This window comes from Gordonibacter sp. Marseille-P4307 (assembly GCF_900604965.1).
Taxonomy (GTDB): Bacteria; Actinomycetota; Coriobacteriia; order Coriobacteriales; family Eggerthellaceae; genus Berryella.
In genome coordinates, this window is sequence record NZ_UWPD01000001.1 from 97,057 (window position 1) to 121,036 (window position 23,980).

23 protein-coding genes and 1 tRNA gene are annotated in these 23,980 nt (G+C 60.1%); 3 read left to right on the forward strand and 21 right to left on the reverse strand.

Annotation, left to right across the window (positions count from 1 at the left end; all coding sequences use genetic code 11):
* Positions 1-101 precede the first annotated feature (101 nt).
* The 7 genes from EIH26_RS00435 to EIH26_RS00465 form a co-directional block, all read right to left on the reverse strand.
* On the reverse strand, positions 102-794 hold the full coding sequence (locus EIH26_RS00435; RefSeq protein ID WP_124060261.1) for a cytochrome b/b6 domain-containing protein: 693 nt from the start codon (positions 792-794) through the stop codon (positions 102-104).
* A 1-nt stretch (position 795) separates the two neighbouring features.
* Positions 796-2,442 carry a nickel-dependent hydrogenase large subunit gene (locus EIH26_RS00440; RefSeq protein WP_124060262.1) on the reverse strand — a complete coding sequence of 549 codons (1,647 nt, stop codon included), beginning with the start codon at positions 2,440-2,442 and terminating at the stop codon, positions 796-798.
* Positions 2,443-2,448: 6 nt separating this feature from the next.
* Positions 2,449-3,702 (reverse strand): hydrogenase small subunit, encoded by a 1,254-nt coding sequence (locus EIH26_RS00445; protein WP_241152705.1) that lies wholly within the window; start codon positions 3,700-3,702, stop codon positions 2,449-2,451.
* A 138-nt stretch (positions 3,703-3,840) separates the two neighbouring features.
* Positions 3,841-4,413, reverse strand: coding sequence for a manganese efflux pump MntP family protein (locus EIH26_RS00450; protein ID WP_124060263.1), 573 nt, complete (start codon positions 4,411-4,413; stop codon positions 3,841-3,843).
* A gap of 34 nt (positions 4,414-4,447) precedes the next feature.
* Entirely contained in the window at positions 4,448-5,446 is a 999-nt protein-coding gene (locus EIH26_RS08475; protein ID WP_241152706.1) for an adenine glycosylase, read from the reverse strand.
* Positions 5,439-7,166: a ribonucleotide reductase subunit alpha gene (locus tag EIH26_RS00460; RefSeq protein WP_124060264.1), complete on the reverse strand. Its 1,728-nt coding sequence runs from the start codon at positions 7,164-7,166 to the stop codon at positions 5,439-5,441. Before EIH26_RS00460 ends, EIH26_RS08475 begins: the two co-directional genes overlap by 8 nt.
* 139 nt (positions 7,167-7,305) lie before the next feature.
* On the reverse strand, positions 7,306-8,055 hold the full coding sequence (locus EIH26_RS00465; RefSeq protein ID WP_124060265.1) for an HAD family phosphatase: 750 nt from the start codon (positions 8,053-8,055) through the stop codon (positions 7,306-7,308).
* A gap of 255 nt (positions 8,056-8,310) precedes the next feature.
* On the opposite strand from EIH26_RS00465, the gene EIH26_RS00470 reads away from it, so the two are divergent.
* Positions 8,311-8,387: transfer RNA gene (locus tag EIH26_RS00470), tRNA-Asp, on the forward strand.
* A gap of 191 nt (positions 8,388-8,578) precedes the next feature.
* Positions 8,579-9,406, forward strand: a complete 828-nt coding sequence (locus tag EIH26_RS00475; RefSeq protein WP_124060266.1) for an AIM24 family protein — start codon at positions 8,579-8,581, stop codon at positions 9,404-9,406.
* Positions 9,407-9,519: 113 nt separating this feature from the next.
* Here EIH26_RS00475 and EIH26_RS00480 read toward each other — a convergent pair whose 3' ends face one another.
* The 13 genes from EIH26_RS00480 to EIH26_RS00540 all read right to left on the reverse strand — a co-directional run bounded on the left by EIH26_RS00480 (position 9,520) and on the right by EIH26_RS00540 (position 22,865).
* Positions 9,520-9,951 (reverse strand): DNA starvation/stationary phase protection protein, encoded by a 432-nt coding sequence (locus EIH26_RS00480; RefSeq protein ID WP_124060267.1) that lies wholly within the window; start codon positions 9,949-9,951, stop codon positions 9,520-9,522.
* Positions 9,945-10,367, reverse strand: a complete 423-nt coding sequence (locus tag EIH26_RS00485) for a transcriptional repressor (protein ID WP_124060268.1) — start codon at positions 10,365-10,367, stop codon at positions 9,945-9,947. Before EIH26_RS00485 ends, EIH26_RS00480 begins: the two co-directional genes overlap by 7 nt.
* Before the next feature lie 212 nt (positions 10,368-10,579).
* Positions 10,580-11,260, reverse strand: coding sequence for a TIGR03936 family radical SAM-associated protein (locus EIH26_RS00490; RefSeq protein ID WP_124060269.1), 681 nt, complete (start codon positions 11,258-11,260; stop codon positions 10,580-10,582).
* Positions 11,261-13,123 carry a TIGR03960 family B12-binding radical SAM protein gene (locus tag EIH26_RS00495; protein WP_124061731.1) on the reverse strand — a complete coding sequence of 621 codons (1,863 nt, stop codon included), beginning with the start codon at positions 13,121-13,123 and terminating at the stop codon, positions 11,261-11,263.
* A gap of 18 nt (positions 13,124-13,141) precedes the next feature.
* The gene (locus EIH26_RS00500) at positions 13,142-14,308 is read right to left on the reverse strand and encodes a hypothetical protein (protein ID WP_124060270.1); all 1,167 of its coding nucleotides are present in this window, start codon (positions 14,306-14,308) and stop codon (positions 13,142-13,144) included.
* Positions 14,292-15,509 carry an FtsW/RodA/SpoVE family cell cycle protein gene (locus EIH26_RS00505; protein ID WP_124060271.1) on the reverse strand — a complete coding sequence of 406 codons (1,218 nt, stop codon included), beginning with the start codon at positions 15,507-15,509 and terminating at the stop codon, positions 14,292-14,294. Before EIH26_RS00505 ends, EIH26_RS00500 begins: the two co-directional genes overlap by 17 nt.
* An 8-nt stretch (positions 15,510-15,517) precedes the next feature.
* On the reverse strand, positions 15,518-17,683 hold the full coding sequence (gene mrdA / locus EIH26_RS00510) for a penicillin-binding protein 2 (RefSeq protein ID WP_124060272.1): 2,166 nt from the start codon (positions 17,681-17,683) through the stop codon (positions 15,518-15,520).
* Positions 17,684-17,690: 7 nt separating this feature from the next.
* A complete protein-coding gene (gene mreD, locus EIH26_RS00515) occupies positions 17,691-18,218 on the reverse strand; it encodes a rod shape-determining protein MreD (protein WP_124060273.1) in 528 nt (175 codons plus the stop codon).
* A gap of 39 nt (positions 18,219-18,257) precedes the next feature.
* A complete protein-coding gene (gene mreC / locus EIH26_RS00520) occupies positions 18,258-19,169 on the reverse strand; it encodes a rod shape-determining protein MreC (protein WP_124060274.1) in 912 nt (303 codons plus the stop codon).
* A gap of 19 nt (positions 19,170-19,188) precedes the next feature.
* Positions 19,189-20,244, reverse strand: coding sequence for a rod shape-determining protein (locus EIH26_RS00525; RefSeq protein ID WP_124060275.1), 1,056 nt, complete (start codon positions 20,242-20,244; stop codon positions 19,189-19,191).
* A 245-nt stretch (positions 20,245-20,489) separates the two neighbouring features.
* Positions 20,490-20,894: a nucleoside-diphosphate kinase gene (gene ndk / locus EIH26_RS00530; protein ID WP_124060276.1), complete on the reverse strand. Its 405-nt coding sequence runs from the start codon at positions 20,892-20,894 to the stop codon at positions 20,490-20,492.
* Between the two features lie 42 nt (positions 20,895-20,936).
* Entirely contained in the window at positions 20,937-22,292 is a 1,356-nt protein-coding gene (locus tag EIH26_RS00535) for a tetratricopeptide repeat protein (RefSeq protein ID WP_124060277.1), read from the reverse strand.
* 39 nt (positions 22,293-22,331) lie between these two features.
* Positions 22,332-22,865, reverse strand: coding sequence for a peptidylprolyl isomerase (locus EIH26_RS00540; RefSeq protein ID WP_124060278.1), 534 nt, complete (start codon positions 22,863-22,865; stop codon positions 22,332-22,334).
* Between the two features lie 465 nt (positions 22,866-23,330).
* On the opposite strand from EIH26_RS00540, the gene EIH26_RS00545 reads away from it, so the two are divergent.
* The gene (locus EIH26_RS00545; protein ID WP_124060279.1) at positions 23,331-23,531 is read left to right on the forward strand and encodes a CsbD family protein; all 201 of its coding nucleotides are present in this window, start codon (positions 23,331-23,333) and stop codon (positions 23,529-23,531) included.
* 263 nt (positions 23,532-23,794) lie between these two features.
* On the opposite strand, the gene EIH26_RS08480 is transcribed toward EIH26_RS00545, so the two are convergent.
* Positions 23,795-23,938, reverse strand: a complete 144-nt coding sequence (locus EIH26_RS08480) for a hypothetical protein (RefSeq protein WP_241152707.1) — start codon at positions 23,936-23,938, stop codon at positions 23,795-23,797.
* Positions 23,939-23,980: the final 42 nt, after the last annotated feature.

Consider the following 23,980-nt stretch of genomic DNA (forward strand, 5'->3'; position numbering starts at 1 on the left):
CAACGCCGCTCCCTTTCCTTCTTCTGCAACGGCGCCGCCGATCATCGCAGACCGCCGGTACCGAAAAAAAGGGAGCCCATTGCGGACCCCCTTCGTTTTAACTAGTGCGTCTCGTGGCCGAGACTATCCTCGCCGACGATGGCGTGCTTATCGGGATCGTATACCAGCCCGCCATGCTCCTTGCGGAAGAAGATCAGCTTAGTGGGCTCGAACCCTTCCACGTTCGCCAGATACACATGGATGAACATGAACAGGATGAACACGAACATACCGAAGAAGTGGATGATGCGCATGTTCATAGCGCCTCCCACCGCCGCCGTGCCCGCGGCAAAGAAAGGCAGGTTCGCCGTAGCCCCCCACAGACACAGACCCGTGTAGAACATCGCAATGATCAGGAACGGGATCAGCAAATACGAGATCTTCTGCGGAACGCCCAGCTTAGCGGAGAGCGGGTGCTCCTTTTTCAGGAACAGGTAGTACTTGATCCACTCGAACGCCTGATGGCGATTGTCCTTCTGAGGCAACCAGGTGAAGATGTCCCGCACCGTCTTGCGCGTGCCGCCCGTGGGAGCCGACTCGATGAAGAAAGCCAGAATCACGCGCACGAGGCAGTTCACGAATAGAACGAAGCCGAAGAAGATGTGCAGACCGCGCATGTAGCCCATCGTCCCCGCCACGGGGAAATGAATCAGGAAACCCGAAACCAGTAGGAAGATCATCGCAACCAGGTTGATCCAATGGGTGATGACGAACTGGATCGGATGCGCCTCACGGTAATGTGCGAGATGCGCCATGTTACTTCACCCCCCAGGGATTCGTGACCGTCGAGAAGCGCTTGCCGGTGGCTGGCTCGCTTACGTGAACCGAGCAGGACACACACGGGTCGTAGCTGTGAACCGTGCGCAGCGCATGGATGGGCTTATGGATGTCTTCCACCGGGCAGCCGATAAGCGCCTGCTCGACCGGACCATGCTCGCCATGCTCGTTGATGGGAGCCAGGTTCCAGGTGGTGGGAATGATGATCTGATAGCCCTTGATCTTACCGCCTTCGATTTTGACGGAGTGGTACAGCGCTCCGCGCGGGGCCTCCCAGAAGCCCGAACCCGAACCGGAGTTGGTATCGGGCTCTTTGAAGTACTCGGAATCGCCGGACTTCACGGCCTCGACCAGCTCGTCGGCCCAATCACACATCATCTTGGCGATGTAGGTGGTCTCGATCTGACGCACCGCCGTACGACCCAGGGTGGACTTGAGGACCTCGAGGTCGCCCGGATGCCCCAAGGCCTCCAGCATGGCGTCCATGTGCTCGACCATGTAGGGAACCTTGCGCCCGTAAGCCGCCAAGGCACGCGAAAGGCTGGTGGCCTCGTAGGGCTTGCCGCCGTAAGCGGGAGCCTTGCACCAGGTGTAGCGGTCGTCCACATCGTACTCGGTGAACTCCGGCTCGGTGGTGAAGTCGGGCGCCTGATAGGTGCCCGAACCCTTGTACCACGAATGGCCGACGTATTCGGTGATCATGCCCTCTTCGGGATCGGTCAGACGGTTGCGCTCGTCCACCACGCCCGAAGGCAGATAGCGCTCGGACATCTTCATGCTCTTGTTCTCGAACACGCCCCAGGCCAGATAGCGGCCGCAACCCTTGCCGTAGCCAAACGCGTCCAGATAGTAGGGAGCGATGGCCAGCGTATCGGGAACCATGGTCGTGCGCACCCAATCGTATACCTCGTGGCACAGCGCGCGCAGGTCGTCGAGCTTCTGCGCCGTGGGAACGAACGACGTGCCGCCGGGAATGAGCGTCATGATGTGCGGCATCTTGCCGCCCAGAAGCGCGGAGATTTCGGAGGATTTCGCCTGGAACTTCAGGGCCTCGAGATAGTGCGCGGTGCAGATCAGATCGAGCTCGGGCGGCAGCTTGTAGGCCGTGCCATCCTCGGCGTCGAACCAGTTGCCCGAAAAGATGGACAGCTGGCCGTTTTCGGCGAATGCCTGAAGACGGGTCTTGAGGGCGGCGAAATCGCTGTTGATGCTGGTGCCGGCCTTCTGAGCAAGCGCAAGAGCATCGGCCGGATCGGCCTTGAGCGCGTTCAGCGGATTGACGTAGTCCAGCGCTGCAAGGTTGTAGAACCACAAAATGTTGCTGTGCAGAAACTGGGCGCCCTCGAGCAGGTTGCGGATGATGCGGGCGTTGTTCGGAATAGTGATGCCGTAGGCCTTCTCTGAGGCGATCGAGGCGGACTGGGCATGGGAAACCGGGCAGACGCCGCAGATGCGCTGCACGATCTGGGCCGCATCCGCGGGAGTGCGGTTCTCCACGACCAGCTCGATGCCGCGGAACGAACCGGCAGTGGTCCAGGCGTTGGTCACTTTGCCGTTTTCCACTTCCATCTCAACGCGCATATGCCCCTCGATGCGCGTGATGGGGTCGATGATAGAACGAGTCATGTAAGCCTACCTCCCCTCTTCGTCGGATGCCTTGGAGGCATGCTTCTTCTCGGGCTTGAACGCCCCTTCGTACTGTCCGATAGACTTATCGGGATGTTTGGCGTCCCACGTGCGCACGTCCTCGAAGTCGGCGCCGCCGTCCATGCGGCCCACCGCCTTCATGCCGAAGCCGTGGACCACCAGGGCGGCCGCAACCGCACCGGTAACGGCGAACGCCACTGCGTAGGGCTGAACCGTCCAGTCGCCGATGCGCAGATCTCGATGACGCTCGTAAAACGGGGTGTTCACCTCGACCCAGTTGTCGTTGATGTTGTTCGGATTCGCCTCGCAGCAGCCGATGCAGGGAGCACCGGACTGCACGCACCAGCTGCGGCGGTTGTTCCACATAGTCACACCGCAGTTGGAATTGGTCTGGGGTCCTCGGCAGCCCAGCGGATACAGGCAGTAGCCCAGCTCTTCTTCCTTCGAACCGAACTTGTACACGAACTCGCCGTTCTCGAAATGGCCGCGCCGCTCGCAGTTGTCGTGAACGGTCTGACCGAAAATGCCGGCAGGCTTGTTCATCGAGTCGAGCTGCAGATGATCGGAACCCAGCATAAGCACCTCGGTGAGAACCGCCATGAGATGCTCGGGGTTCGCGGGACACCCGGGAACGTTGATGACGGGCTTCTCGATGCCGACCTTTTTCAGATACGCCTGAACGCCGGTCGCATCGGCGGCGTTGGGAGCAGCCGACATCCAACCCCCGTTCACCGCGCACGAGCCCAGAGCGACAACCGCCTTCGCGTTTTTGGCGGCCTCCTCGAGGTGATGGATGCCCGGCTCGGCGGCCACGCGCAAAGCGTTACCGCCCCACGCCTGGACAACGGCGCCTTCGTACACAAGCAGGTAGTTTCCGGCAGCGATGGTCTGCTCCTTGGCAAGCTCCAAAGACTCGCCCGCGCCTGCGGACAAAACGTCGGAGTAGTTCAGGGACAGCATCTCCAAAACGACCGTTCCCACATCGGGCGTCTCAAGCTGCGCGAACGACTCGGTGCACCCCGTACAGGACGCGCCCTCGATCCACAGCACCGGATACAGCTTCCCTTCCTTGGAACCGATCACCGATGCCTCAACGGCCTCGGCGACTTTCGGAGCAGCCAGCTCGGACATGCCGGCGGCAACGGCCAGTGCGCCGCAGAATTTCATGAAGCTGCGTCTGCTCACCCCACGTTCGGACAGCATGCCTTCGAATTCAGGCGCAATGGTGCCTTGTTCCATCTGTGCACCCCCTTCAGGTGTTTCTCGTCTTACACTAATTCTTCATTCTTCCAGCTGTAAGATTTCTCGGAAGTTTTCTGTTCGATCCCGTAACCCAATCAATGCATGAAATCCAAAGTAATGTTACTGAAAATAATTCTAGTAATATCCAAAATGTTCGATCAGGGTCTTGACGCCTATTGCAACAAGCGCGATTCCACCAGCCATCATGGACGGACGCTCCCAGCGCGACCCGAATGTATGGCCGATAACAACGCCTGCAAGCGATAACGCGAACGTCACGCCGCCGATGAACGAAGCAGCAGGTACGATATCGACGCAGAGAAACGCGAACCCCACTCCCACGGCAAGCGCATCGATGCTGGTGGCAACCGCCAAGGCAAGCAACTCGCGGACATCGAGCCGCGGATCGGCGGGGCACTCGACGGAATCGCCGTCTCCGCGTACGGCTTCGACGAGCATCTTCCCGCCGACGAACAACAGCAGCGCGAACACGATCAAGTGATCGATCGGAGCGATCGCATCGGCGAACTGCGCCCCCAGAAACCATCCGGCCACCGGCATAAGCGCCTGGAACGCTCCGAAAAACGAAGCGACGACCACCGCCTGCCTCATGTCGAGGCGCTTCATGCACAGCCCCTTGCACAAAGCGACCGCAAACGCATCCATCGACAGGCCTACCGCGACGAACAGCAGTTCAACGACTTCCACGCATCCCCCGTCCTCAAGACATCCCCGAGCCCGCCTAGGGAACGAGCAGATCTCCTTGCCGGTTGAAAAATCCCTCGCCAACCAGCTGATCGACGATCGCACGGCCGCAATCGGCATCAACGGCCCCGCGACCCGACTCCATCTCGAACTTCGACAGAGCCGCAAGCGCCTCTTCCTCCGAAACCCCTTCGGGCGACGACAGCGCCAGCTTCAGGATAAAGCTGCGCTTCTGGCGATGAGACCCTTCGAAGGCGCTCTGGCGCGCATAATGCGCACTGCGCCGCGATGGATTCGCCACCTGCGTTTTCAGATGCGCTCCGTAATCGAGCAGCGCATAATACCATGCTCGGGCATCTTCGGACGGATCGCCCAGACCGGCAAACGCGACCTCGTTTCGACTCGATGCGTCCCCCCGTTTTCCGAAATCCCCGCTCCTCTGCAAACGAGTCGCTTTCGCCGCTTCGTCCACGCCGGAGCCGGGGCACGTTTGCCGCACGTAGGGTTCGAGCATCCGATCCGATACCTTCTCATGATCGGGAAACAGCTCGTGCAGAAACACCGTGCGCACATTCGTTTCGATGTAAACCGAGGGCAGACGGTACGCGAACGCCATCACGCCCGCAGCCGTGGCCGGCCCGACCCCCGGAAGCGCCACCAGCTCTTCTACCGTATGCGGCAAAATACCGTCCATCTGGGATGACACGAGGTCGGCGGCGCGCTTCAAAGCCAGCGCGCGGCGGTTGTAACCCAGTCCCTGCCAATGATCCAGCACATCGGAGGTAGACGCCGCCGCCAACGCATCGACGGTGGGAAAGCTGGACAGGAACCGCTCCCAATACTTCGCAACACGGGAAACCTGCGTTTGCTGCAGCATGACCTCGCTCACCATGACGGCATAGGGATCGTCCACGCAGCGCCAGGGAAGATCTCGGTACAGCGCGCGCCCTTGTTCGCACACCTTGAAGGCGAACTCGTCGCGCGAAAGCGCCGTTCGAGTCCAATCGGCCTCGTAGGCGGGCACGGGACTACTCACGACCCTTCAGCAGATCGTCCAGATGTTCGAGATCGCGACGGAAATCGCGCAGCACCTCGGTTTCCAGCGCACGGTACTCCTTGGAATCGAGCGGCTGGTACGCCGCCATCTTCTCGAAGATGTTCTGACCGGTAACCGGCGTGTACTCCGCCGAATTCAGACTCTGCTTGTACGCATCCTCGATAGCTTCGCGGGCCGCCATATACATATCGAAACGCGGCATTCCCTCCGAGTAACGGACGAGCGCGGCGCAGTCGATGCCACGCATAGACGGATGCTGGGCGGCGATCTCGATCCAGATCTCGGTCCGCTCGGCCTGCGTCGGATAGTCGATGTCGATAACCGATACCGGATCGAGCAGATCGTAGAAGAACGGATCGATCTCCTCGGCCGTCGATGCCGTGGCAAGGACGTACACATCGGGATTGTCCACTGCGCAGCGAACGAAGTTCAGCGTCTCGCGCACGGCGCGCGACACGTTCGCGGCGGAAAGGCCCGCGGGGACATCGGCCGGATCGGAATCGAGATCGGGCACGTTCCACAGATCGATATCTTCGAGCACCAAAACGCCCGGCCCTTCGAAGCCGGCGCGCTGCATGTTGACGCGCGGACGGCGACCGGATTGGGTCATAACGCAAAGTACCGGCAACCCCTGGAAGTTCTCTTCCATGACCATGCGGATCATCGGGAGGTTAAGCTCGCCAAGCGTCGCCATCATGAAGCGGTTCGCATCCTCGCGCGCAGGCGAGCGGAACAAAAGCGTATCGGCTACGGGCACCCGATCAACTCCGTGCCGGAGATTCAGCATCTCGATGAGGTCGAGATAGCGACGATCGTTCTTCACTCCAATCCCGAACTGGCGCATCGCGGCGACGGCGCCATGGTAGCCCGAAAGATCGGCGTAGGTGACGGTTTCCTCCATGATGCGCATCTGCTCTCCGGCGGGCATGCCGGGGATCCCCAGGATGCCCTCGGGCCTCTGAGAATCGACGCCCTTATCGGAAGAAGCAGCGGAATCGGAAGGCCCTCCGGCCTGCCCGGATAACGCTCGAGACACCCGATCCGCAGGATTCTCGACACCGGAAGAGGCACGATTCGCCTCCGAAGCCTCGAGCACTTCCGCAACCGACGATGCGGAGCCGTCGTCGGACGCATCGGCGCGCGCCAAGGCCGATTCGGCATCGGCAGCGGTTCGATCGACTGGCCGGCCCGATGCGGCAGACCCGTCCGAATCGGAAGCGGGCACCCCCTTTTCACCAAAGAGCGAAGCGGACAGATCGATCTTCTCGAACTGCATGAACGGCAGGGTTCCGCCCAGGTAGTCCTGCGAGATCATCTCGGCCATATCTTCAAGCTCTTCGCGCGAAAGTCCGAATTCCTCGAGTTTGTCCAAAGCGAGGCCCTGCAGCCGATCGGCGCATCCCTGCATCTCGTCAGCCGACAGATAGGGCTCGAGACGCTCGAAGATATACTCGGCGAGCGAGCGTTCCTTCAGGTCGCATGCGATATCCCACGCCGCATGCAGCCCTGCGACGGCCGCCTCTCCAACAGGCAGACCGCTTTTGGCCGCCTCTTCGAACGCAGTCAGGTAAAGGTGCATGGAAAGGACGCGCTGGCCGTCGGCGCCAGCCGCCGCAGCGTTGGCGAGGTAATCGGAAGCGGCGGGAACTCTTTCCCGATCGAACGGGACGTTCTCGGCGCCGTCGTGGTTATCTGGCATGGGACCCTCCCTCCTCGATCGCGGTGGGTTCTCGTATCTCTCAATTGTAATGGTAGTTTTTCCCAGATGAAACGGAAGGCGCATCTTCATTCATTGAACGAAACGCAACCTCGTCCTCACGCGGGAAATACACTGGGCGTTACCAGTCCAGCTTCGACCAGTCCTCGGCGCGCGCGGTACGGCGCAAGGGCCGATCGGGCGTCACCGCATGGGCGTGCTTCGCGGCGCGTAGAAGCGCGCGATCGGAATGGTGGTCGCCGAACGCATGGAGCAGCTCCCACCCATCCTTGCCGTACACGCGGTCGCACAGCTCACCCAACGCGGTGAGCTTGGCTTCCCCCTCGACGCATTCGCCATCGACCTCTCGCGTGTAGGTGCCGTCCTCGGCCACCTTCATGCGCGTCGAGGCCTGGTACTTGATGGGATGGAACTCCATCGCCCTCAGGATGATGGGCTCGAACGTGGCGGACACCACCACCACATCGATCCCCTCGCGGGACAGACGCCTCATTTCCGCATCGGCGGCGGGACGAAACCGCTTTTCGATCTTGCGATCGTAGAACTCGGTGAGAAACCTATCCACCTCGTCGGCGGGTTTGCCCTCGAATGCCGAGAACACCAAACCGCGCACCCACGACTCGCTCTGCGGAAGACGCAGCTTGTAAGCCGCGGCCCACAACCCGATGCGCAGCACCACGCTGGGGCGCAGCATGCCGCGCAGCGTCATGTAGCGCACCAAGATAACCGGGGAGTTCCCGTTCATGCTGGTACCGTCGAAATCGAACACCGCAACCCGCTTCCTGCCCCGATCGGCAGAAGGGATCTTCGCTTCTTCGGAATCGGCTTCGAGCCGTTTTAAGTCAATTGAATCGCTTACCGCTAAGGGCATGCCAGATCCTCGTCGTTTCAGCCATGTGGTCGGGGTATGCCCCCGAACCGGGCGATTATTTGCGAACGTTAATTTTATCAAGCAGCTTCACAAAGGGCTACATCGATGAGCTGAGAATTGTAGGGTTCGACGAAAAAACCGCCCCGTTACGAAGCGATCTTCCAACTCGGACTTTCCGAGAATCTCATTTTTCTAAAAATTTCTCTTGCGTAGCAAGGAACAGTCCTCTAAAATATCCTTCGCTGTCACAGCAATGGGGAGTTAGCTCAGTTGGTTAGAGCGCCGGCCTGTCACGTCGGAGGTCGCGGGTTCAAGTCCCGTACTTCCCGCCATTGAACTCAAAAGCCGCCCTCGGGCGGCTTTTTCGTGTGTGCGGCCTTCCCCGCCACAACTCCAGACAGGTGTGAAAGACTCGATCTTCAACAGTTTTCATCATCGACGGAAAACCATCCCCTCGTCGGTCGTCTATGCACGATAATGGAACCGCTCGCAAAAGCGATGTCACTCCCAGTTAGGAGGCCGCATGTACAAGATCGGGAACTTCCTTCAAAACGACGACGTCAACATCCTCGCCCAAAAGGGAGCCTTCAGCGTTATCGAGTGGAAGCGCGACCTGTCGGTCGACCAGCTCACCGCCCAAAGCGCCTGGTTCGCCTCCGAGATGAACGTACGCCGCAGGCAGGTGATGTGCAGCCTAGACACCGCGCCCGTCACCATTCAAGCAGGGGCGATGCAGTGGTCGGTTGGAAACGTGCAGGCGACGACCGGCGTGAAGAGCGTGGGCGACTTCCTGGGAAAGGCCGTGCGCGGCGCCGTCACCAAGGAAAGCGCCATCAAACCCGAATACACCGGCTCGGGCATGCTGGTGCTGGAACCCACGTACAAGTACATCCTGCTTATGGATGTGGCCGAGTGGGGCGGCGGCATCATCCTGGATGACGGCCTGTTTTTGGCCTGCCATTCGTCGCTCAAGCACAAGGCCGTTGCGCGCAGCAACTTCTCGTCGGCCATCGCCGGCGGCGAGGGCCTGTTCAATCTGTCCCTTTCCGGATCGGGCGTCATCGCCCTCGAGTCCCCCTGCCCGCAAGAAGAGCTGATCGAGGTTACGCTCGACAACGACGTCATGAAGATCGACGGCAACATGGCGCTTGCCTGGAGCCCGTCTCTACAGTTTACGGTCGAGCGTTCCAGCAAGTCGCTCATCGGGTCGGCTGCATCCGGTGAGGGCTTGGTGAACGTGTACCGCGGAACCGGCAAGGTTCTCATGGCGCCCACCATCTACGGCACCAAAGCGCCCGCCGTCGCGTCCGGCGGCTCAGGCGGCATCGGATCGCTGGCCGACTTCCTGTAGGCACCGCTTCGCCTCCGAATATGGCAGGCAGCCCGCAACGCGGAGGAAAAAGCGAAGGGAGCCGATGCGTAACGCATCGGCTCCCTTCTTGCGTCGGATGAGCCTTGAGGGTCTTAACGCTGCGACTGGGAAATCATCCATATGTTCTTGGAAAGCGATGCGATCAACCCGTCGAGCGCGGCGGAAACAAGGTAGTTCTCCTCTTCGTCGGCAAGTTTTTTTGCGTCCTTCACGTCGGCCAAGATGATCTCGAAATCACCCTTCACCACCTCGTATGCCCTGGCGGAGTCGACGAAGTCGTCCTCGCGCTCCTGAACGTGGGACGCCTCGAGGTACTTCTTCATGGAGGCGAAGGGCTTGCCGCCGTTCATCAAAACGAGCTCGGCAATCTCATCGATAGCCTCATTGAACTGGTCGTACAGACCCTCGAGCGCGGCGTGCGTCTGAAAGAAGCCGTGCCCGCTCACATACCAGTGAAGGTTCTGGAGCTTGCGATGGTTGACGGCGTAATCGGAAAGAAGCACGTTGAGCTTGTCGTTCAGCATGATGGTTCCTTTCGTTCTCGGGTCGAATCCATATCGTCCTTGCGATCTTGGCACGCTTCGCATATTCCGTAGAACATCGCCGAATAGGCTTCGAGCGTACCTGGAAGCGAAGACTCCAGATCTGCGGTGAACAGGGAGTTGCGCGGCGTCTCGACATCGAACAGCTTGTTGCACGAACGGCACCGATAGTGCTGATGCTCGTCGATCCGGCGATCGAATCTGGTGGGGCCATCCCCAACCTCAACCGCGGCAATCATCCCCGCCTCGCACAGCTGGATAAGATTTCGGTACACCGTTCCCAAGCTGATCTGCGGAAGATTCGTTCGAACCCCATCGTAAACCTCGCTTGCGGTCGGATGAGAGCAGCTTTCCCGAACGAAATCGAGAATGGCGGTCCTCTGTTTGCTGTACCTCATCTTCTTGCTTCCTAAATAGTAATAGTTACTAGTATTTTTATATCAATTCATTGCGTACAATGCAATCGATCGATAGGGTCGTTACCGTGCCGTTGCCGTACTCGCTTCAAAAGGTTCCCGTGCAACCGAACCGAACAGCCCGCCTCTCAAGAGACGGGCTGTCGACTTCCGGCGAACAAAGCCGGCGGCTTCCGTATGGGTCCGCAAAGACGCTATTCGGATCGCTGATCCACGCGCGTTATCGATACAATGCGAAGCGTTTCGGCACCAGCAAAGACGCGTGCGTTCATCCGTTCGAGGCACGCTCTGAGGAGCGCGTCAGGTCGCAGGCTCCCGCTTGCCTTCGCCTCAAGCGAAAACCTCCAGCGATCGCAGTCCCGCGAATGTTCGGCGGCGGGGCACCCTTCTTCAACAGGGGAAAACCCCGATACAAGAAAGTCGGCGACAACCAGCACCTTCTCCTTGCGCTTGCGCACCACCGAGATGCTGTCGGGCGCTTCGATGCGCCGAATGGGACGAGAGAGGACCACTTCATAAGTGCTGATGGGAAACGCAACACTTGCCGCCTTCTCCTTGGGGCCTATGTAAGCGCAGCTCTGCACCATCAAATCGGGCGGACAGCTCGCCTGAAGGGATGCGAGCGCCCTTTCGGGAGCAACGTACTCGGTAAGCTGCATGTCGAAGATCTCGCACACGCTTCCCACCCCCACCGGCAATGCCGCACCAAACGCGACCTTCATATGGGGTGAGAAACCCTGGCTGACCGCGTAGGGGAGTCCCGCGCGTCGAATCGTCCGCTCGATGGTGCGTGCCACCTCCAGGTGAGACAGCATGGCCAAACGGCCGCGCTCGACATATGTTGCGCGAAGCACGAATCTCTGAGCAGCTTCCATCTACCTCACCGCCGCTAAAACGTTATCGAATCCCAACCGAGGGCACACGCCGCACGCCGAACAGCGATCGAACGTGCAGTCCGGCGTGGTCTTCTCGCCATCGGCCAGCCGCCGTTCGCGCACCAGCCAGCGTCGGCTAGCCCCGGTCGAGATATGTTCCCAGGGAAGCACGTAATCAAGCGGATAGGAGGTTTGCGCCACGGCATCCACGTCGAAGCCCAAAGCCTGAGCGGCTTCGCGCCACGCCGACTCGTTGAAGCATTCGGTCCATGCATCGAAACGAGCGCCGCGCCGCCACGCCTCTTCGATCAAACCGGCGGCCTCTCGGCCGCTTCGGCTGGTGATCGCCTCGACGAAACTGGTTTTCGGATCGTGCCAATGCACGTCGATCGCACGGTAGCGCACGCTGTTACGCAGCAGATTGACGCGGCGAATCGCCTCTTCGGGCGGAATCTGCCCGTCCCATTGAAACGGCGTCTGCGCCTTCGGAACGAACAGGGCAACCGAAGCGCTGATCTTGATCGCGCCCTTTTGATCGGCGGGAACGGCCTTCACCGCACGATCGTAAGAACGCTGCAGCAAACGAGCGATCCCCTTCACGTCCTCATCGGTTTCGGTGGGAAGCCCGATCATGAAGTACAGCTTGCAGCGGCGCCATCCGGCGGCAAACGCCGCATCGATGGCTCCGAACAGATCGTCTTCGGTCACGTTCTTGTTGATGACATCGCGCATGCGCTGGGTACCGGCTTCGGGAGCGAATGTGAGACCGCCCTTCTTGCGCCCCGCCACCAGGGCGGCCATATCGACGCCGAACGAATCGAGGCGCTGGGACGGCACCGAAATGCGCACGCCCTCTCCTTCGATCGCCCGATTCAGACGCTCGAGGATCTCGCCGATCTGCGAGTGATCGGTCGAAGAGAGCGATGTGAGGCTCACCTCGTCGTAGCCGGTCTCCCTCAGACCGCACAGCACCGATTCAACTATATTGTCGGCTGTGCGCTCCCTCACCGGACGATACATCATACCCGCCTGGCAGAACCGGCAACCGCGCGCGCATCCGCGCAGAACCTCGACGTTCAGACGATCGTGAACGGCCTCGGCAAACGGAACAATGCAGGGCTCCCACCCCGAACTGTCGGAAAACCCCTCGAATATCTGCTTCTCGATCACCGTGGGCACCCCGTCGACCATAGGCTCGATCCAAGCGCCGTGCGCACACGCGTACTCGGCGTCGCGCCAACGGTAAAACGACGGAACGTACCAACCCGGCACCTTCGCCAGCTGAACCAGGGTATCGAACCGGCTCGCCCCCGATGCGCGCATGCGGCGGATGACCTCGAGCCCGTCAGGCAGCATCTCCTCCCCTTCGCCGATGTTGAAGGCGTCGAAGAACGGGGCGTAGGGTTCGGGATTGAAGGCGCACGGCCCCCCCGCGATGACGAAAGGGTCGTCCTCTCCGCGCTCGTCGCTGTGAAGAGGTATTCCTCCCAGATCAAGCGCTTCGAGAATGTTGGTGGCCGCAAGCTCGTGAGGCAGGGTGACGCCCACCACATCGAATTCGCTCAACGGTGCGCAGCTCTCGATGGAAAACAGCGGCAGCCCCGCCTCACGCAGCGCATCGCACATGTCGGGAGCCGGAAGAAACCCGCGCTCGGCGGCCATCCCCTCCCGCGCGTTCACCACGTTCACAAGGATGCGCAAAGCCTGGTTGGGCTGCCCCAGCTCGTACGTATCGGGGTACAAGAGACAGAAGTGGAAGTCGGCGTCGAGTTTGCGCACCGCCCCCCACTCGTGGTCGATGTAGCGCGAGGGACGCTCGGCGGCCTCGACAAGCGGGCGCACCTTCTCCCAGAGATCGGTCAATTCAGCCATATGAAGGTTCTACGCCTCTCGTTCGTCTCGTCTCGCAAGTGCGCGAACGGCTTTCGAGCCCGCCGAGCACACGTCTCCGGCGACTTTCGAGGCGACCCCGAACACCCCGTGCGCGACGTTGGATGCGCCCGACAAACGCTTGCCCCCCTCGAAATACCCGATAACCGCACGGCCCATAGCCACCGTGCCGGTAAAGCCGATGGTTCCGCGCACGACGAAGCCGGCCACGGGAACCAAACCCCCAACCTCGCGAGCAACCGTCCTGAACGCGAAGCCTCCGCCGACGATGAAGCCGATCTCCCTCAAACGCTCGGGACTCATCGGCTCGCCATACGCAGCAGCGATCTCAAGCACCATTTTGATCTGGTTAAACGTCATCAGCGGCATATCGGCGCCCGGAATGATGTCCAACACGCCGATACCCGCGTTCTGCATAGCTGCGGAATTCACCGCATCGAGCGCCAAAGGTCGGCGCACGAAGGAAAACGCAAGCGAGAATGCGAGGCGCTTGTCGGGGCACGCCTCGATAATCCACTGACCCATACGCTCTCCAAGCGCGATACGATGCGCCTCGTCAAGCACATAGGGCTCGAGCGATTCATCGAAGGCAGGCACGTCGGCCGTCTTGGACGCCGCCGCAGATACGCCCCAATCGGCGGCGGCGCGCACCGTCCTGCTCGCGAAAACCGGAACGTTCGGCATCTGATCGGCCACATGCGCGATCGCTCCGGCAGCCGCGCCCACGACACCGGCAGCCGCACCGGCAAGGCCCGATGCACCTGCAGGTTTCGCAGGACACACCACGTCAAGCGCCGGAACGGGAAACCCCGAAGCTTCAGCTATCTGAGATACCAGCGCAGGAAACGTCGAGACCACCATAACCGGGACGCCCGCCCCGCGCAGCGACGATGCCAGCTTCCCCGTATTCAAAGAGAATCCTGCGATCAGCATCGCCACATCGTCGGTAAGCTTGATGGACGGCAGCTCCTCGCCGTACAGGGCCACCGAAAGATCCACGTTAGGCGTCACGGCCCCGAACGCATCGCGCGCGAAGGCAGACAGATCCTCCGGAACCGATTCATCCAGGTAGACGGTCACGTTAAGCGGGGTTTGACGAGCTTCGTCGATGGAGCGGGCTTCGAGAAGCACCGCCGAGACGTCAACGGGCAGCTGCATAACCGGCCCTCCTTGCGTTCTGTTTGTTGTGGGCCCACACCGACCCCACGAACCCCAGCATAGCGAAATTCACCACCATGAACGACGAGCCGTAGCTCACAAACGGTAGCGGTATGCCGGTGATGGGCATCAATCCGCAGGTCATTCCTATATTTTCAAGAATCTGGAACAACCACATCCCCACAACGCTCATAACGATAAGCACGCCGAACACATCTCCCGCACGTACCGCAATGTAAAAACAGCTGGCCAGCAAGCCGATATAGAGCGTCAAAAGCAGCATCGCGCCGACAAAGCCGAACTCCTCGGCCAGCACGCAGAAAATGAAGTCGGTGGGAGCTTCGGGAAGAATACCCAAGCCATGCTGAGAACCTTGCATATATCCCTGACCGAACAGCCCGCCCGATCCGATGGCGATCATGGCCTGGTTGAGGTTGTACCCCTCTTTGGAAAGGTTCGTAGAACCTTGGTTCATGAACACCAGAAGACGATTGCGCTGGTACTGCTTGAGCAGCTTGTACTCGCCCGTCGAATTCTTGACAACCTCGTCGATCGAAAACACCAAGGCGACAAGCGCAATGCCGATAAGCAGGCTGGCGATGAGAAAGCGCCTGTTCGCTCCACCTGCCACCAGAGCGGTCGCTCCGATGAACAGGTACACCAACCCCGTGCCCAGATCGGGCTGGGTCATGATGCACGCAAACGGCACGAGCATCAAGCCGACGGTTCTGAGATATTCACGCGCGTCGTTCAGGGCACCCTGGTACTTCGCCATGACGGCAGCATCGAACAGGATCACCGTGATCTTGGCGAACTCGCCCGGCTGCACCTGCATGCCGATGTTGATCCATGACGTTGCGCCCATGGTGTTGACTCCGATAATGGGCAGATGGGGCGACAGAATGAGCACCACGTTGACGATGAGGAAGATGTTTTGGTACCCGGCCAGCCTCGTGTAGTCGAAATGCCACACGACGGCCATAACCGCAAGGCCCACGGCGACGCCGCCCAGCTGGCGGGAGAAGCTGTAATCTGCATCCGCGCTGACCGCCGAGAACACGACGACCAGCCCGTAGGCCACCAGCGCGGAAAACGCCAGGACGAAGGGCCACAGGATCGGGCGGCGCCTCTTCGACGCCGATGCGTCGTGCGCGCCTCGATCGGGGACGCGCACGGTGTTGATCTGGTTGATCGACGGCATATCCCCTCCTAGTCGGTTCGCCCGGACGAAGATGACACGTAGGCGACCGATTCTCCGCTCGAAGCGGCGACGGCACCCACCTCTTTGAGTTCTCCCGCATCCGCGGCAAGCGCCGCGGCGATTACTTTAGCGCCGATAGGTCCGGCCGATATCGATCCGCCGCCACCCTGCTCGACCATGACGGCTACCACGTATTTCGGCTTGTCGTAAGGAGCATAGCAGGCGAACCAGCCGAAGTCCTCGGTGTCGGTCATCTCGGCGGTTCCGGTTTTGCAGGCCACGTCCTGCGGATCCATACCGGCATCTCTAAACGCCCGGGAAAGCGTCGAGTTGGCAGGGGCAACGCCGTTCAGGGCGTCGCGCAGGATGGCGTAGTTCTTCTCATCGACATCGGGAACGTCGATGACCTGGGGTTCGAAGGTTACGGCCGCCACGTTGTCTCCGTTGCGAACCTCTTTGAGCACATGGGGCTTCATGAGGTTGCCCGTAGCGATGGCTCCGTAGGCCACAGCCACCTGCATGGGCGTGACCAGCACGTCGCCCTGACCGATGACGGTGTTGGTCATATCTCCCCCGCGCCACACGCCTTCGGTAGGCACATCGGCCCAGTAAGACTGCTTCCACTCGGGGGTGGGAATTCGACCCGTCTCCTCGGATGCCAGATCGATGCCCGTAAGCTGGCCGAAGCGAAACTTGGCGGGCTCTTCCTGCATGGCGGTATCCGACAGCGTCCCGCCCTGGCTCTTGCCCGCGTAGTAGAAGTTGTAGGCGATGTCGTAGAACACCACGTCGCACGACTGAACGATGCCGCCTTTGAAATTCAGGCTGCCGTGACCCGTTTTCAACCAGCACTTCTGGGGGCTTCCGGTGTTGAACCCGTCCCACGAACCCGTACAGGTCCAGTATTTCGAAGCATCGGCGAACCCATAGCGAAGCGCCGCCAGACCCGTAAACGACTTGAACGTCGAAGCGGCAGCATACGTCCCCGAGATAGTGCGGTTCAGCAGCGGGTAGTACGAAGACTTAGACGAATACAGATCCCATATATCCTGCGAGACCCCCCCGATGAAGGTCTCCGGGGAGTACGTGGGATAGCTGGACATGGCCACGATCGACCCGTCGGTCACATCCATGACCACGCAGGCCCCCGCCACGCCCTTGCCCGTTCCGATAACACCCTTAGGGGCAATGAGCTGGGCAAGCTCCTTATCGACCACATACTGAACCGGCGCCTTGATGGTAAGGTACAGATCGCTTCCGCGCGTCGGCTGCGTTTCCGCCACCACGCGCACCACGTTCCCGTCGGCATCGGCCATAACGCGACGACGGCCGTGCTCGCCCGACAGGATCTCGTCGTAGGTGTACTCGACGCCGCTTTTACCCACTTCGTCACCGAGTTCGATGGAGCGATTCGAGGGAACGGACTTAAGATCGTCATCCGAGACCGCCCCCGTGTAGCCAAGCACATGAGCGGCCAGCGCCCCGTAGGGGTAGCTGCGAATCGTTCGGTTCTGTATGTTCACGCCGGGAAACGCATCGGAGTGCTCGGCGATGAAGGCGACGCTTCTGAGGGAGGCGTCGCTTGCGATAACACGCTGGCTCTGCGCACCCGACGAGGTATCCTGCAGACGCGTGCGCACCACGCCGTAGGGAATGCCCAGAACCGTCGAGAGCCGCAAGATCACGTCGTGATCGGACAGCACGTCGGCATCGGCGAGAACGGTGAGCGACGAGCGATTCTTCACCAAGGCGACACCATCGGCATCGTAAATGTAGCCGCGCGGAGCGGGAGTCGACACATCGGTGTACTTGTTTTCATCCGCCTGCTTGCGATACGACGAAGACTGAAGCACCTGCATGCCGAACAGCTTTGCACCCAGGGCGGTGAAGACGCCCGCGGCGAACACGCCGACTGCGGCGAAGCGCGCGTTCAGGGCCGTCGAGGTACGCCCGTCGGGGCTGGAAGCCGATTTCACGTGCGTGTCGGGCAAGTCGCCGATTGACGAGGACGCCGACGAAACATCGAGGGTTTCAATGGAGCTGACGGATGCCTTCCCGCGCTTCACGTGCACCGACGACGAACCGCGCAGCCTTTCGCGCAACGCAAAGAACGCCACCGCAACCAGCACGGCGACGACCAGCGTGAGAACGGCGACGACGATGGCGACCAGCATCCGAAGGCTACCTCACATTCGAGACGTTGGTGGGAACGGCCGCCGTCTGGCGCGGGACGAGCCGGCGCATAACCAGATACGCCGCCGCACCCAGAAAGAACTCGTACACGGTGCAGGGAACCACCACGTGAACCAAGGCATCGCCCAAAGAAGCGCTCACCCCGCCGGCCAGCATGAACAGCGCATGGATAAGCTCGGCAACCAGCACGCCTGCACCCAGCAGAACCAGCGGAACGAGCATTGCATCGTTATCCAGTGCCGCGAACAAACGGGAAACGACAATCGAAACCAACAGCAGGGAAAACGCCATGGAGCCCACCGGCGAACCCGATGTCAGATCGAACGCCAGCCCCAGGACAAACGGCATGACCGACCCGAGGCGCTGCGGACGCACCAGAGCATAGGCCATGACGAACACGATGACGAAATTGGGCACGGAGCCGCCGATGGCCAGCGCAGGCGCCGCCAGCAACTGAAGTAGCAGGGCGATCGAAGCGCCCGCGAAACCGAGTACGCTGTCGTTGGAGACGTTCATGCAGTACCGAAACCCTTCTCGCGCCAAGCGCGCGTAAACCTAGGCGGCGGGAGACGAACCGCCCGCAGACGAGCCGGATCCGCTTGCCGCACGACTGTCCGCATCGGTTGCAGCGCCAGTCTGCGCAATCACGACGAACACCTCTTCCATAGCGCTCACCTTGGCGTTCTGAGAGACCACGATGGTGCCGGTCGCGTTGGCCGACGATGCCTCGACGCTCACCACAAACCCCACCAAAAGGCCGCTTACATAGCTCCCGCCCAAACCGGAGGTGATAACCACGTCGCCCACAGACGGCAGGCTTCCCTCGTCGATATCTTCCAGGCGAAGCAGGCCGTCAAGCGACCCGCGAACGATGCCGTGCGCTCGACTCGATTGGATCATCACGGCCGCCCCCGAATTCGCGTCGGTCAGCAGACGAACCGAAGCCGTGTTCTGGCTGACGCTTGAGATCTGGCCGATAACGCCCGATGCGCCCATGACGGCCATGCCGGTGGACACCCCGTCTTGTGCTCCGACGTTGATGACAAGCGACTGGTTCCACGCATCGGAGCTGCGGCCGATGATCTTGGCGCCCTTGCCCTCCAGACCTGTGGATTCCTTCATGTTCAGCAGACCCTCGAGGCGCGCGGCCGCCTGGCGCGACTCCTCGGCATCGGAAACCAGCTGGCGCAGCTCGGCGTTTTGCGCCCGTAGTTGGCTGAGGGTCCCCTCGGATGCCGTCGCATCGGACAGCGCCGTTGTCGCGGATTCAGCCGCGCCATCGATACCGGCGCCCACCTGCGAGATGGGGGCGACGCCCCCCCTCACGCCAGCCTGCAGGCTGTGAAGCAGCCCCTCGTCGCCTTCGCGCAGATAGACGACCGCCAGAACAAGCGAGACGACCAGCAGGACAACCGCAAGGATGCGCCTGATGAAAGATGATGAGCTCTGTTGAAAATTCAGCGACATACCGCTCCGCGCGCACAGGCTATCGCGTGCGCATGAGGGTCTGGCGAAGCGCGGTAGGCGTATCGAGGACCTTCATGCACCCCGTCACCACGTTGGTTAGCGCGGTCTCGCTGGTCCAGACGGGAATTTCGAGCTTGTCGGTAAGGTATCGGTCCAGACCGGCCAGAAGGCCGCCGCCTCCGGTAAGCAGAATGCCGTTCTGGATGATGTCGCTTGCCAGATCGGGATTGGTTTTCTTGAACGTCTCCTTGATGTTCAGAACCATCTCCTCACACGGCTGCACCAACGCAGCGCGCACGTCCTCGGACTGGATGGTGACCTCTTTGGGCTGTTCGGTAAGAACGTCTTGGCCGGAGATGATCATATCGCGCTCGTGACCGTCTTCGAACGGAAGGATGGACCCGATCTTGATCTTGATGACCTCGGCCGTGCGCTCGCCGATCTTGATACCCAGCAGATCGCGCAGATGCATGGAGATCGCCTCGTCCATGCGGTTTCCCGCCAAACGCAGCGACGACGACGTCACGATGCCGCCAAGCGAGATGACCGCGACCTCGGTGGTGCCGCCGCCGATATCGACGACCATCGAACCGGTGGGTTCGGTGACCGGCAGATCGGCGCCCATGGCGGCGGCCATGGGCTCTTCGATAAGGAAGGCCTGGCGGGCGCCGGCCTGAATGGTGGACTCGAACACCGCGCGCTTCTCGACGGACGTAGCGCCGCAGGGAATGCACACGACGACGCGGGGCTTTGCTTGCCAAGGGTACTTGCGGGGTGCCGCCTTGTTGATGAACGCCGAGATCATGGCCTCGGTGATATCGTAGTCGGCGATAACGCCGTCCTTGAGGGGATGTTCGGCGGAAAACGCGTCGGGCGTATGGTTGATCATGTTCTTCGCCTCGTGGCCCACCGCCAAAACGCGATTGGTATGCCGTTCGATAGCGACAACCGAAGGCTCGTTGATAACGATGCCCTCTCCCGAGATGGCGATAAGCGTATTGGCGGTGCCGAGGTCGATGGCCATATCGGCGCCCATGCGGCCGGTGAGTCCGGAAAAGAAGTCTAAAAAGGACATTGAGTAAAGCCCCTTGAATCTCGTTTGCAAGTAGCCTTGAAGTCTACCATAGCCGAGAATGCCAGAGTAAAAATTCATAGCTGAAACACCTGATAATCTATGCTAACCAGATTCTTGGGGAAAGCGAAAAGGGGCAGTCGACGCACCCCTTCCCAGCACAGGTACGCGAACCTCTCGATCGCCCGTGAAATTGAAAGAGGCCGCCCTGTCGGGACGGCCTCCTGGACACGGTTCCAGAATGCAGCTTAGGCGAAGAAGATACCGATCTCGCGCTCGGCCGACTCGGGGGAGTCGGAACCGTGGATGACGTTCTCGTCCATGATCAGACCGAAGTCGCCGCGGATGGTACCGGGGGCCGCATCGGCGGGATTCGTTGCGCCCATGAGGGTGCGCACCTTAGCGACGGCGCCCTCGCCGGAAACGACCATCTTCACCACGGGGCCGGACGTGATGTAGGAAACCAGGCCCTCGTAGAAGGGCTTGCCCTCGTGCTCGGCATAGTTGGCGGCTGCCTGCTGAGCGGTCACCATGCCCATCTCCATGCGCTCGATGGAAAGGCCGGCGCGCTCGAAACGGTTGACGATCTCGCCGATATGCCCGTTGCGGACGCCGTCGGGCTTGATCATGGTGTAGGTCTTCTGGACTGCCATGTGCTTCCTTTCATTCAGACGGCCCTCGCCGTCGCTTCACCGTTAATTCTGACTTGCGAAATATAGCTCAACGTTGGAGATTTTCCAACTGACTTTATCGCGCACCAGATCAACCTTGTACTGGACCGAACTGCCACCGGGCGTGACGGCGGTTACATACGCCGTCGAAGAGGCGGCGCTGCGATCGATACCGTCGATAGTGGCCTTCGAGTCCTGCGGGATCAAAGCAGCCATGTTCTTGGCCTCGTCGGCCGAAACGCTATCGCTGAACGCTCCGGTAACTGCGCTGGAAGGATTGGAGAACAGCTGGGTGACCGCCGTCTCCTGAGTGGGATAGCCGTAGCCCTGCAGGTACAGAAAGATACCCGCGCCCAAAGCCGCAAGCAGCAGCAAGATAACGACGATCAGCGCCTTGAGACCGGCTCCGCGGCCCCTGCGCTCCTGCTTCATCACGCCCTTGGACCAACGCTCGAGCTCTTCATCGGTGGCGTTGAAGAAGCGGTCCTCGCCGTTCTGATACGTCTCGTCGCCGTAGTTGTCGGCATAGTAGTACGGATCGTCCTCAGCCTGAGCGGGCTCGTATGCCTCGCGGTCCGCAAGCGCGTTGGTGGGATTGGCGGGGACATCGAGCCCCGACATGTCATTGCCCGCAAGCACGGGAAGCGCCTGGGTCACGTCGGCAGTCCCCTGGGAGACCGCGGCTACCGCACGCTGGTAGTCTACCGTGGCTGAAGACGTGAGGAAGTAGGTGCGGTCGGCTATGGACTGCTCGAACGCGTCAACCGCCTTCTGCATCTGACCGCATGCGGTGTAGGCCTGACCCAGGCTGGCGTACAGCTTGTTACGCACGCTCTGCTTCATGTCGAACTGCAGGGCGCTTTCGTAAGATGCCACCGCATCGGCCGGACGATCGAGCGCCATAAAGCAAACACCCAGGTTGAGCAGGGCCTTGGTGGGATCGGGGTTCGAGTCGTCCAAAGCCGCCTCGCGAAACGCCACGCCCGCCTCGGCGGACTTGCCCTGCTTCAGCAGCACGTTGCCCAAAGCCGAATGGGCCTTGTAGGGCGTCGGGTAGCTGCGGTCGGATACGGCGATCTCGAAATGCTTGACAGCCTCGGCGTAATCGTGAAGCGCCGCGTAGGCCATGCCCACGTTGTAATTCACCGCTCCGCAGGCGTCGTAACCCGAATCGGCAGTGGCCTTGCCGTAGGTCTCGATAGCCTCGGCGTAACGCTTCATCTTCGTGTAGCAGTTGCCCATGCGATGGTACAAAAGCCCCTCCTCGCCCGACTCGAGCCCCTGCTCGTCGGACATGCAGGCGCTGTAGAGCCGAAGCGCGGTCTCGTAATCTTTCGCCGCGACCATCGCATTGGCCTGATGGAATAGATCCTTGTTCATATGAACCCTTCTGTTTACCGAACCAAGCCCGCTTTGCGGCTATTCGGCTGCGTTTTCAATGGTGACGCTCTCGATCACGTCGCCGGCGCGAAGCCTACCGATCACGTCTTTGCCCTCGATGGTCTGACCGAACACGGTGTATCCCGAATCGAGCATATGCTGGGCGCCCAAGCAGAAATAGAACTGAGAGCCCGCCGAATCGGGATCCTGCGAGCGGGCCATGGCCAAAGCGCCGTCCTCGTGGGAGTTGTTGGGATTCGTGGCGAACTCGCCCTTGATGCAGTAGCCAGGACCGCCCGTACCCAAACCGGAAAACGGACTCCCGGACAAACGGGCCACGTCCTCGCCCGAGTGCTCGCGGGTCTTGGGGTCGCCGCCCTGAATGACGAATCCGGGGACATAGCGGTGGAACTTCAGATCATCGTAGAAGCCCTTCTGCGCGAGCTCGACGAAATTGCCGACGTGGATGGGAGCGTCCTTGCCCGCCAGCTGCACACGGATGGTTCCCTGTGAAGTGACGACAACGGCAACCTCGTCACCCGTCGGCTGGTATTCGGGAGTGTACAGGGCCATGCGGCACCCTCCTTCTCGTTTCATGCGGGAGCCCGCACGCGAGCCCCCATCTGTAGATTTCCCGATTGTACCAGCAAGTACGGGACGAAAAGCAAAACCTTACAACAACTCCGCGCGAAGCAGGGCAAACACACCCGCCCTGCGCGCTGCGAGCCCGCGCCTAGCGAACCCGTGAGAGGATGGAAACAACCTCCACATGCAGCGTGAGTCCGATTTTGCTCGCGTACATGGTGTTCCGCGCACTAATTCATGCTCCATCCCTTTTCAGCAATTGGACAATTCCAGTCAGAAACTGAGCGTGAGACTACCGTTTATCCAAAAATCAACCGATGGAAGATTATTATTTCAATATCCATTGACATAAAATTGAAAATATATATCATTTATCTATAAGATAGGTATATGACATATCTTATATCTATCTATCTATTATTCATATAGTTTTAGCTCAAGGGGGTATTTATTATGGCAGATAAGGGATTTACCGATAAAGTAAAAGGGAAAGTGAAAGAAGTATCTGGCGAAATTACAGGCGATAACGCAGAAAAAGCGTCAGGTCTTGTTGATCAGGCCATAGGCAAAGCAAAAGAAGTAGCATCAAACGCTAAAGATATTGCGGAAGAAGTTGTAGAAAAAGCAAAAGACAAAATAGATGAAGCTAAGTAAAAACAAAAATCGATTGTAATTGTGTGATGATAATCCTCCTATGTTAAGACAAGAACATAGGAGGATTTTTGTAAGAATGACCATGAAAGAGCGAGGCAGCCATCTGGCTAACCTCGCTCTTTCATGGTCATTCTTATTGCTCAGGGAATCATCTTAAAATGTCTGAACGCATCCACTATCGCATCGTGCTTTTCCTTCGGGCATTGAGGTCGGTTTTTAACAGCCGTGCCTCCCTCTTTGTAGGAGAACTGCTTCTCAAGCCCTCATTCGTCTTTCACGGTCGCGATATTCAGCGTCGATACCTTCAGCCCGTACTTTTCAAGCACATACGCCTGAATCTGCCTGTACGTCGCCTTCGGCGGCAGCTTGTCTCGCTTCAGTTCCTTCACGTCAATATCAACGTTCACGTACCCTGCGACATTTTTTCGGGTTAGCAAACACACCCGCCC

Bases quoted from the DNA above. Each gene is read 5' to 3' on its own strand.
- EIH26_RS00435 (WP_124060261.1), bottom strand. From the start codon at position 794: ATGGCGCATCTCGCACATTACCGTGAGGCGCATCCGATCCAGTTCGTC.
- EIH26_RS00440 (WP_124060262.1), bottom strand. From the start codon at position 2,442: ATGACTCGTTCTATCATCGACCCCATCACGCGCATCGAGGGGCATATG.
- EIH26_RS00445 (WP_241152705.1), bottom strand. From the start codon at position 3,702: ATGGAACAAGGCACCATTGCGCCTGAATTCGAAGGCATGCTGTCCGAA.
- EIH26_RS00460 (WP_124060264.1), bottom strand. From the start codon at position 7,166: ATGCCAGATAACCACGACGGCGCCGAGAACGTCCCGTTCGATCGGGAA.
- EIH26_RS00465 (WP_124060265.1), bottom strand. From the start codon at position 8,055: ATGCCCTTAGCGGTAAGCGATTCAATTGACTTAAAACGGCTCGAAGCC.
- EIH26_RS00475 (WP_124060266.1), top strand. From the start codon at position 8,579: ATGTACAAGATCGGGAACTTCCTTCAAAACGACGACGTCAACATCCTC.
- EIH26_RS00480 (WP_124060267.1), bottom strand. From the start codon at position 9,951: ATGCTGAACGACAAGCTCAACGTGCTTCTTTCCGATTACGCCGTCAAC.
- EIH26_RS00485 (WP_124060268.1), bottom strand. From the start codon at position 10,367: ATGAGGTACAGCAAACAGAGGACCGCCATTCTCGATTTCGTTCGGGAA.
- EIH26_RS00490 (WP_124060269.1), bottom strand. From the start codon at position 11,260: ATGGAAGCTGCTCAGAGATTCGTGCTTCGCGCAACATATGTCGAGCGC.
- EIH26_RS00500 (WP_124060270.1), bottom strand. From the start codon at position 14,308: ATGCAGCTGCCCGTTGACGTCTCGGCGGTGCTTCTCGAAGCCCGCTCC.
- EIH26_RS00505 (WP_124060271.1), bottom strand. From the start codon at position 15,509: ATGCCGTCGATCAACCAGATCAACACCGTGCGCGTCCCCGATCGAGGC.
- mrdA (WP_124060272.1), bottom strand. From the start codon at position 17,683: ATGCTGGTCGCCATCGTCGTCGCCGTTCTCACGCTGGTCGTCGCCGTG.
- mreD (WP_124060273.1), bottom strand. From the start codon at position 18,218: ATGAACGTCTCCAACGACAGCGTACTCGGTTTCGCGGGCGCTTCGATC.
- mreC (WP_124060274.1), bottom strand. From the start codon at position 19,169: ATGTCGCTGAATTTTCAACAGAGCTCATCATCTTTCATCAGGCGCATC.
- EIH26_RS00525 (WP_124060275.1), bottom strand. From the start codon at position 20,244: ATGTCCTTTTTAGACTTCTTTTCCGGACTCACCGGCCGCATGGGCGCC.
- ndk (WP_124060276.1), bottom strand. From the start codon at position 20,894: ATGGCAGTCCAGAAGACCTACACCATGATCAAGCCCGACGGCGTCCGC.
- EIH26_RS00535 (WP_124060277.1), bottom strand. From the start codon at position 22,292: ATGAACAAGGATCTATTCCATCAGGCCAATGCGATGGTCGCGGCGAAA.
- EIH26_RS00540 (WP_124060278.1), bottom strand. From the start codon at position 22,865: ATGGCCCTGTACACTCCCGAATACCAGCCGACGGGTGACGAGGTTGCC.
- EIH26_RS00545 (WP_124060279.1), top strand. From the start codon at position 23,331: ATGGCAGATAAGGGATTTACCGATAAAGTAAAAGGGAAAGTGAAAGAA.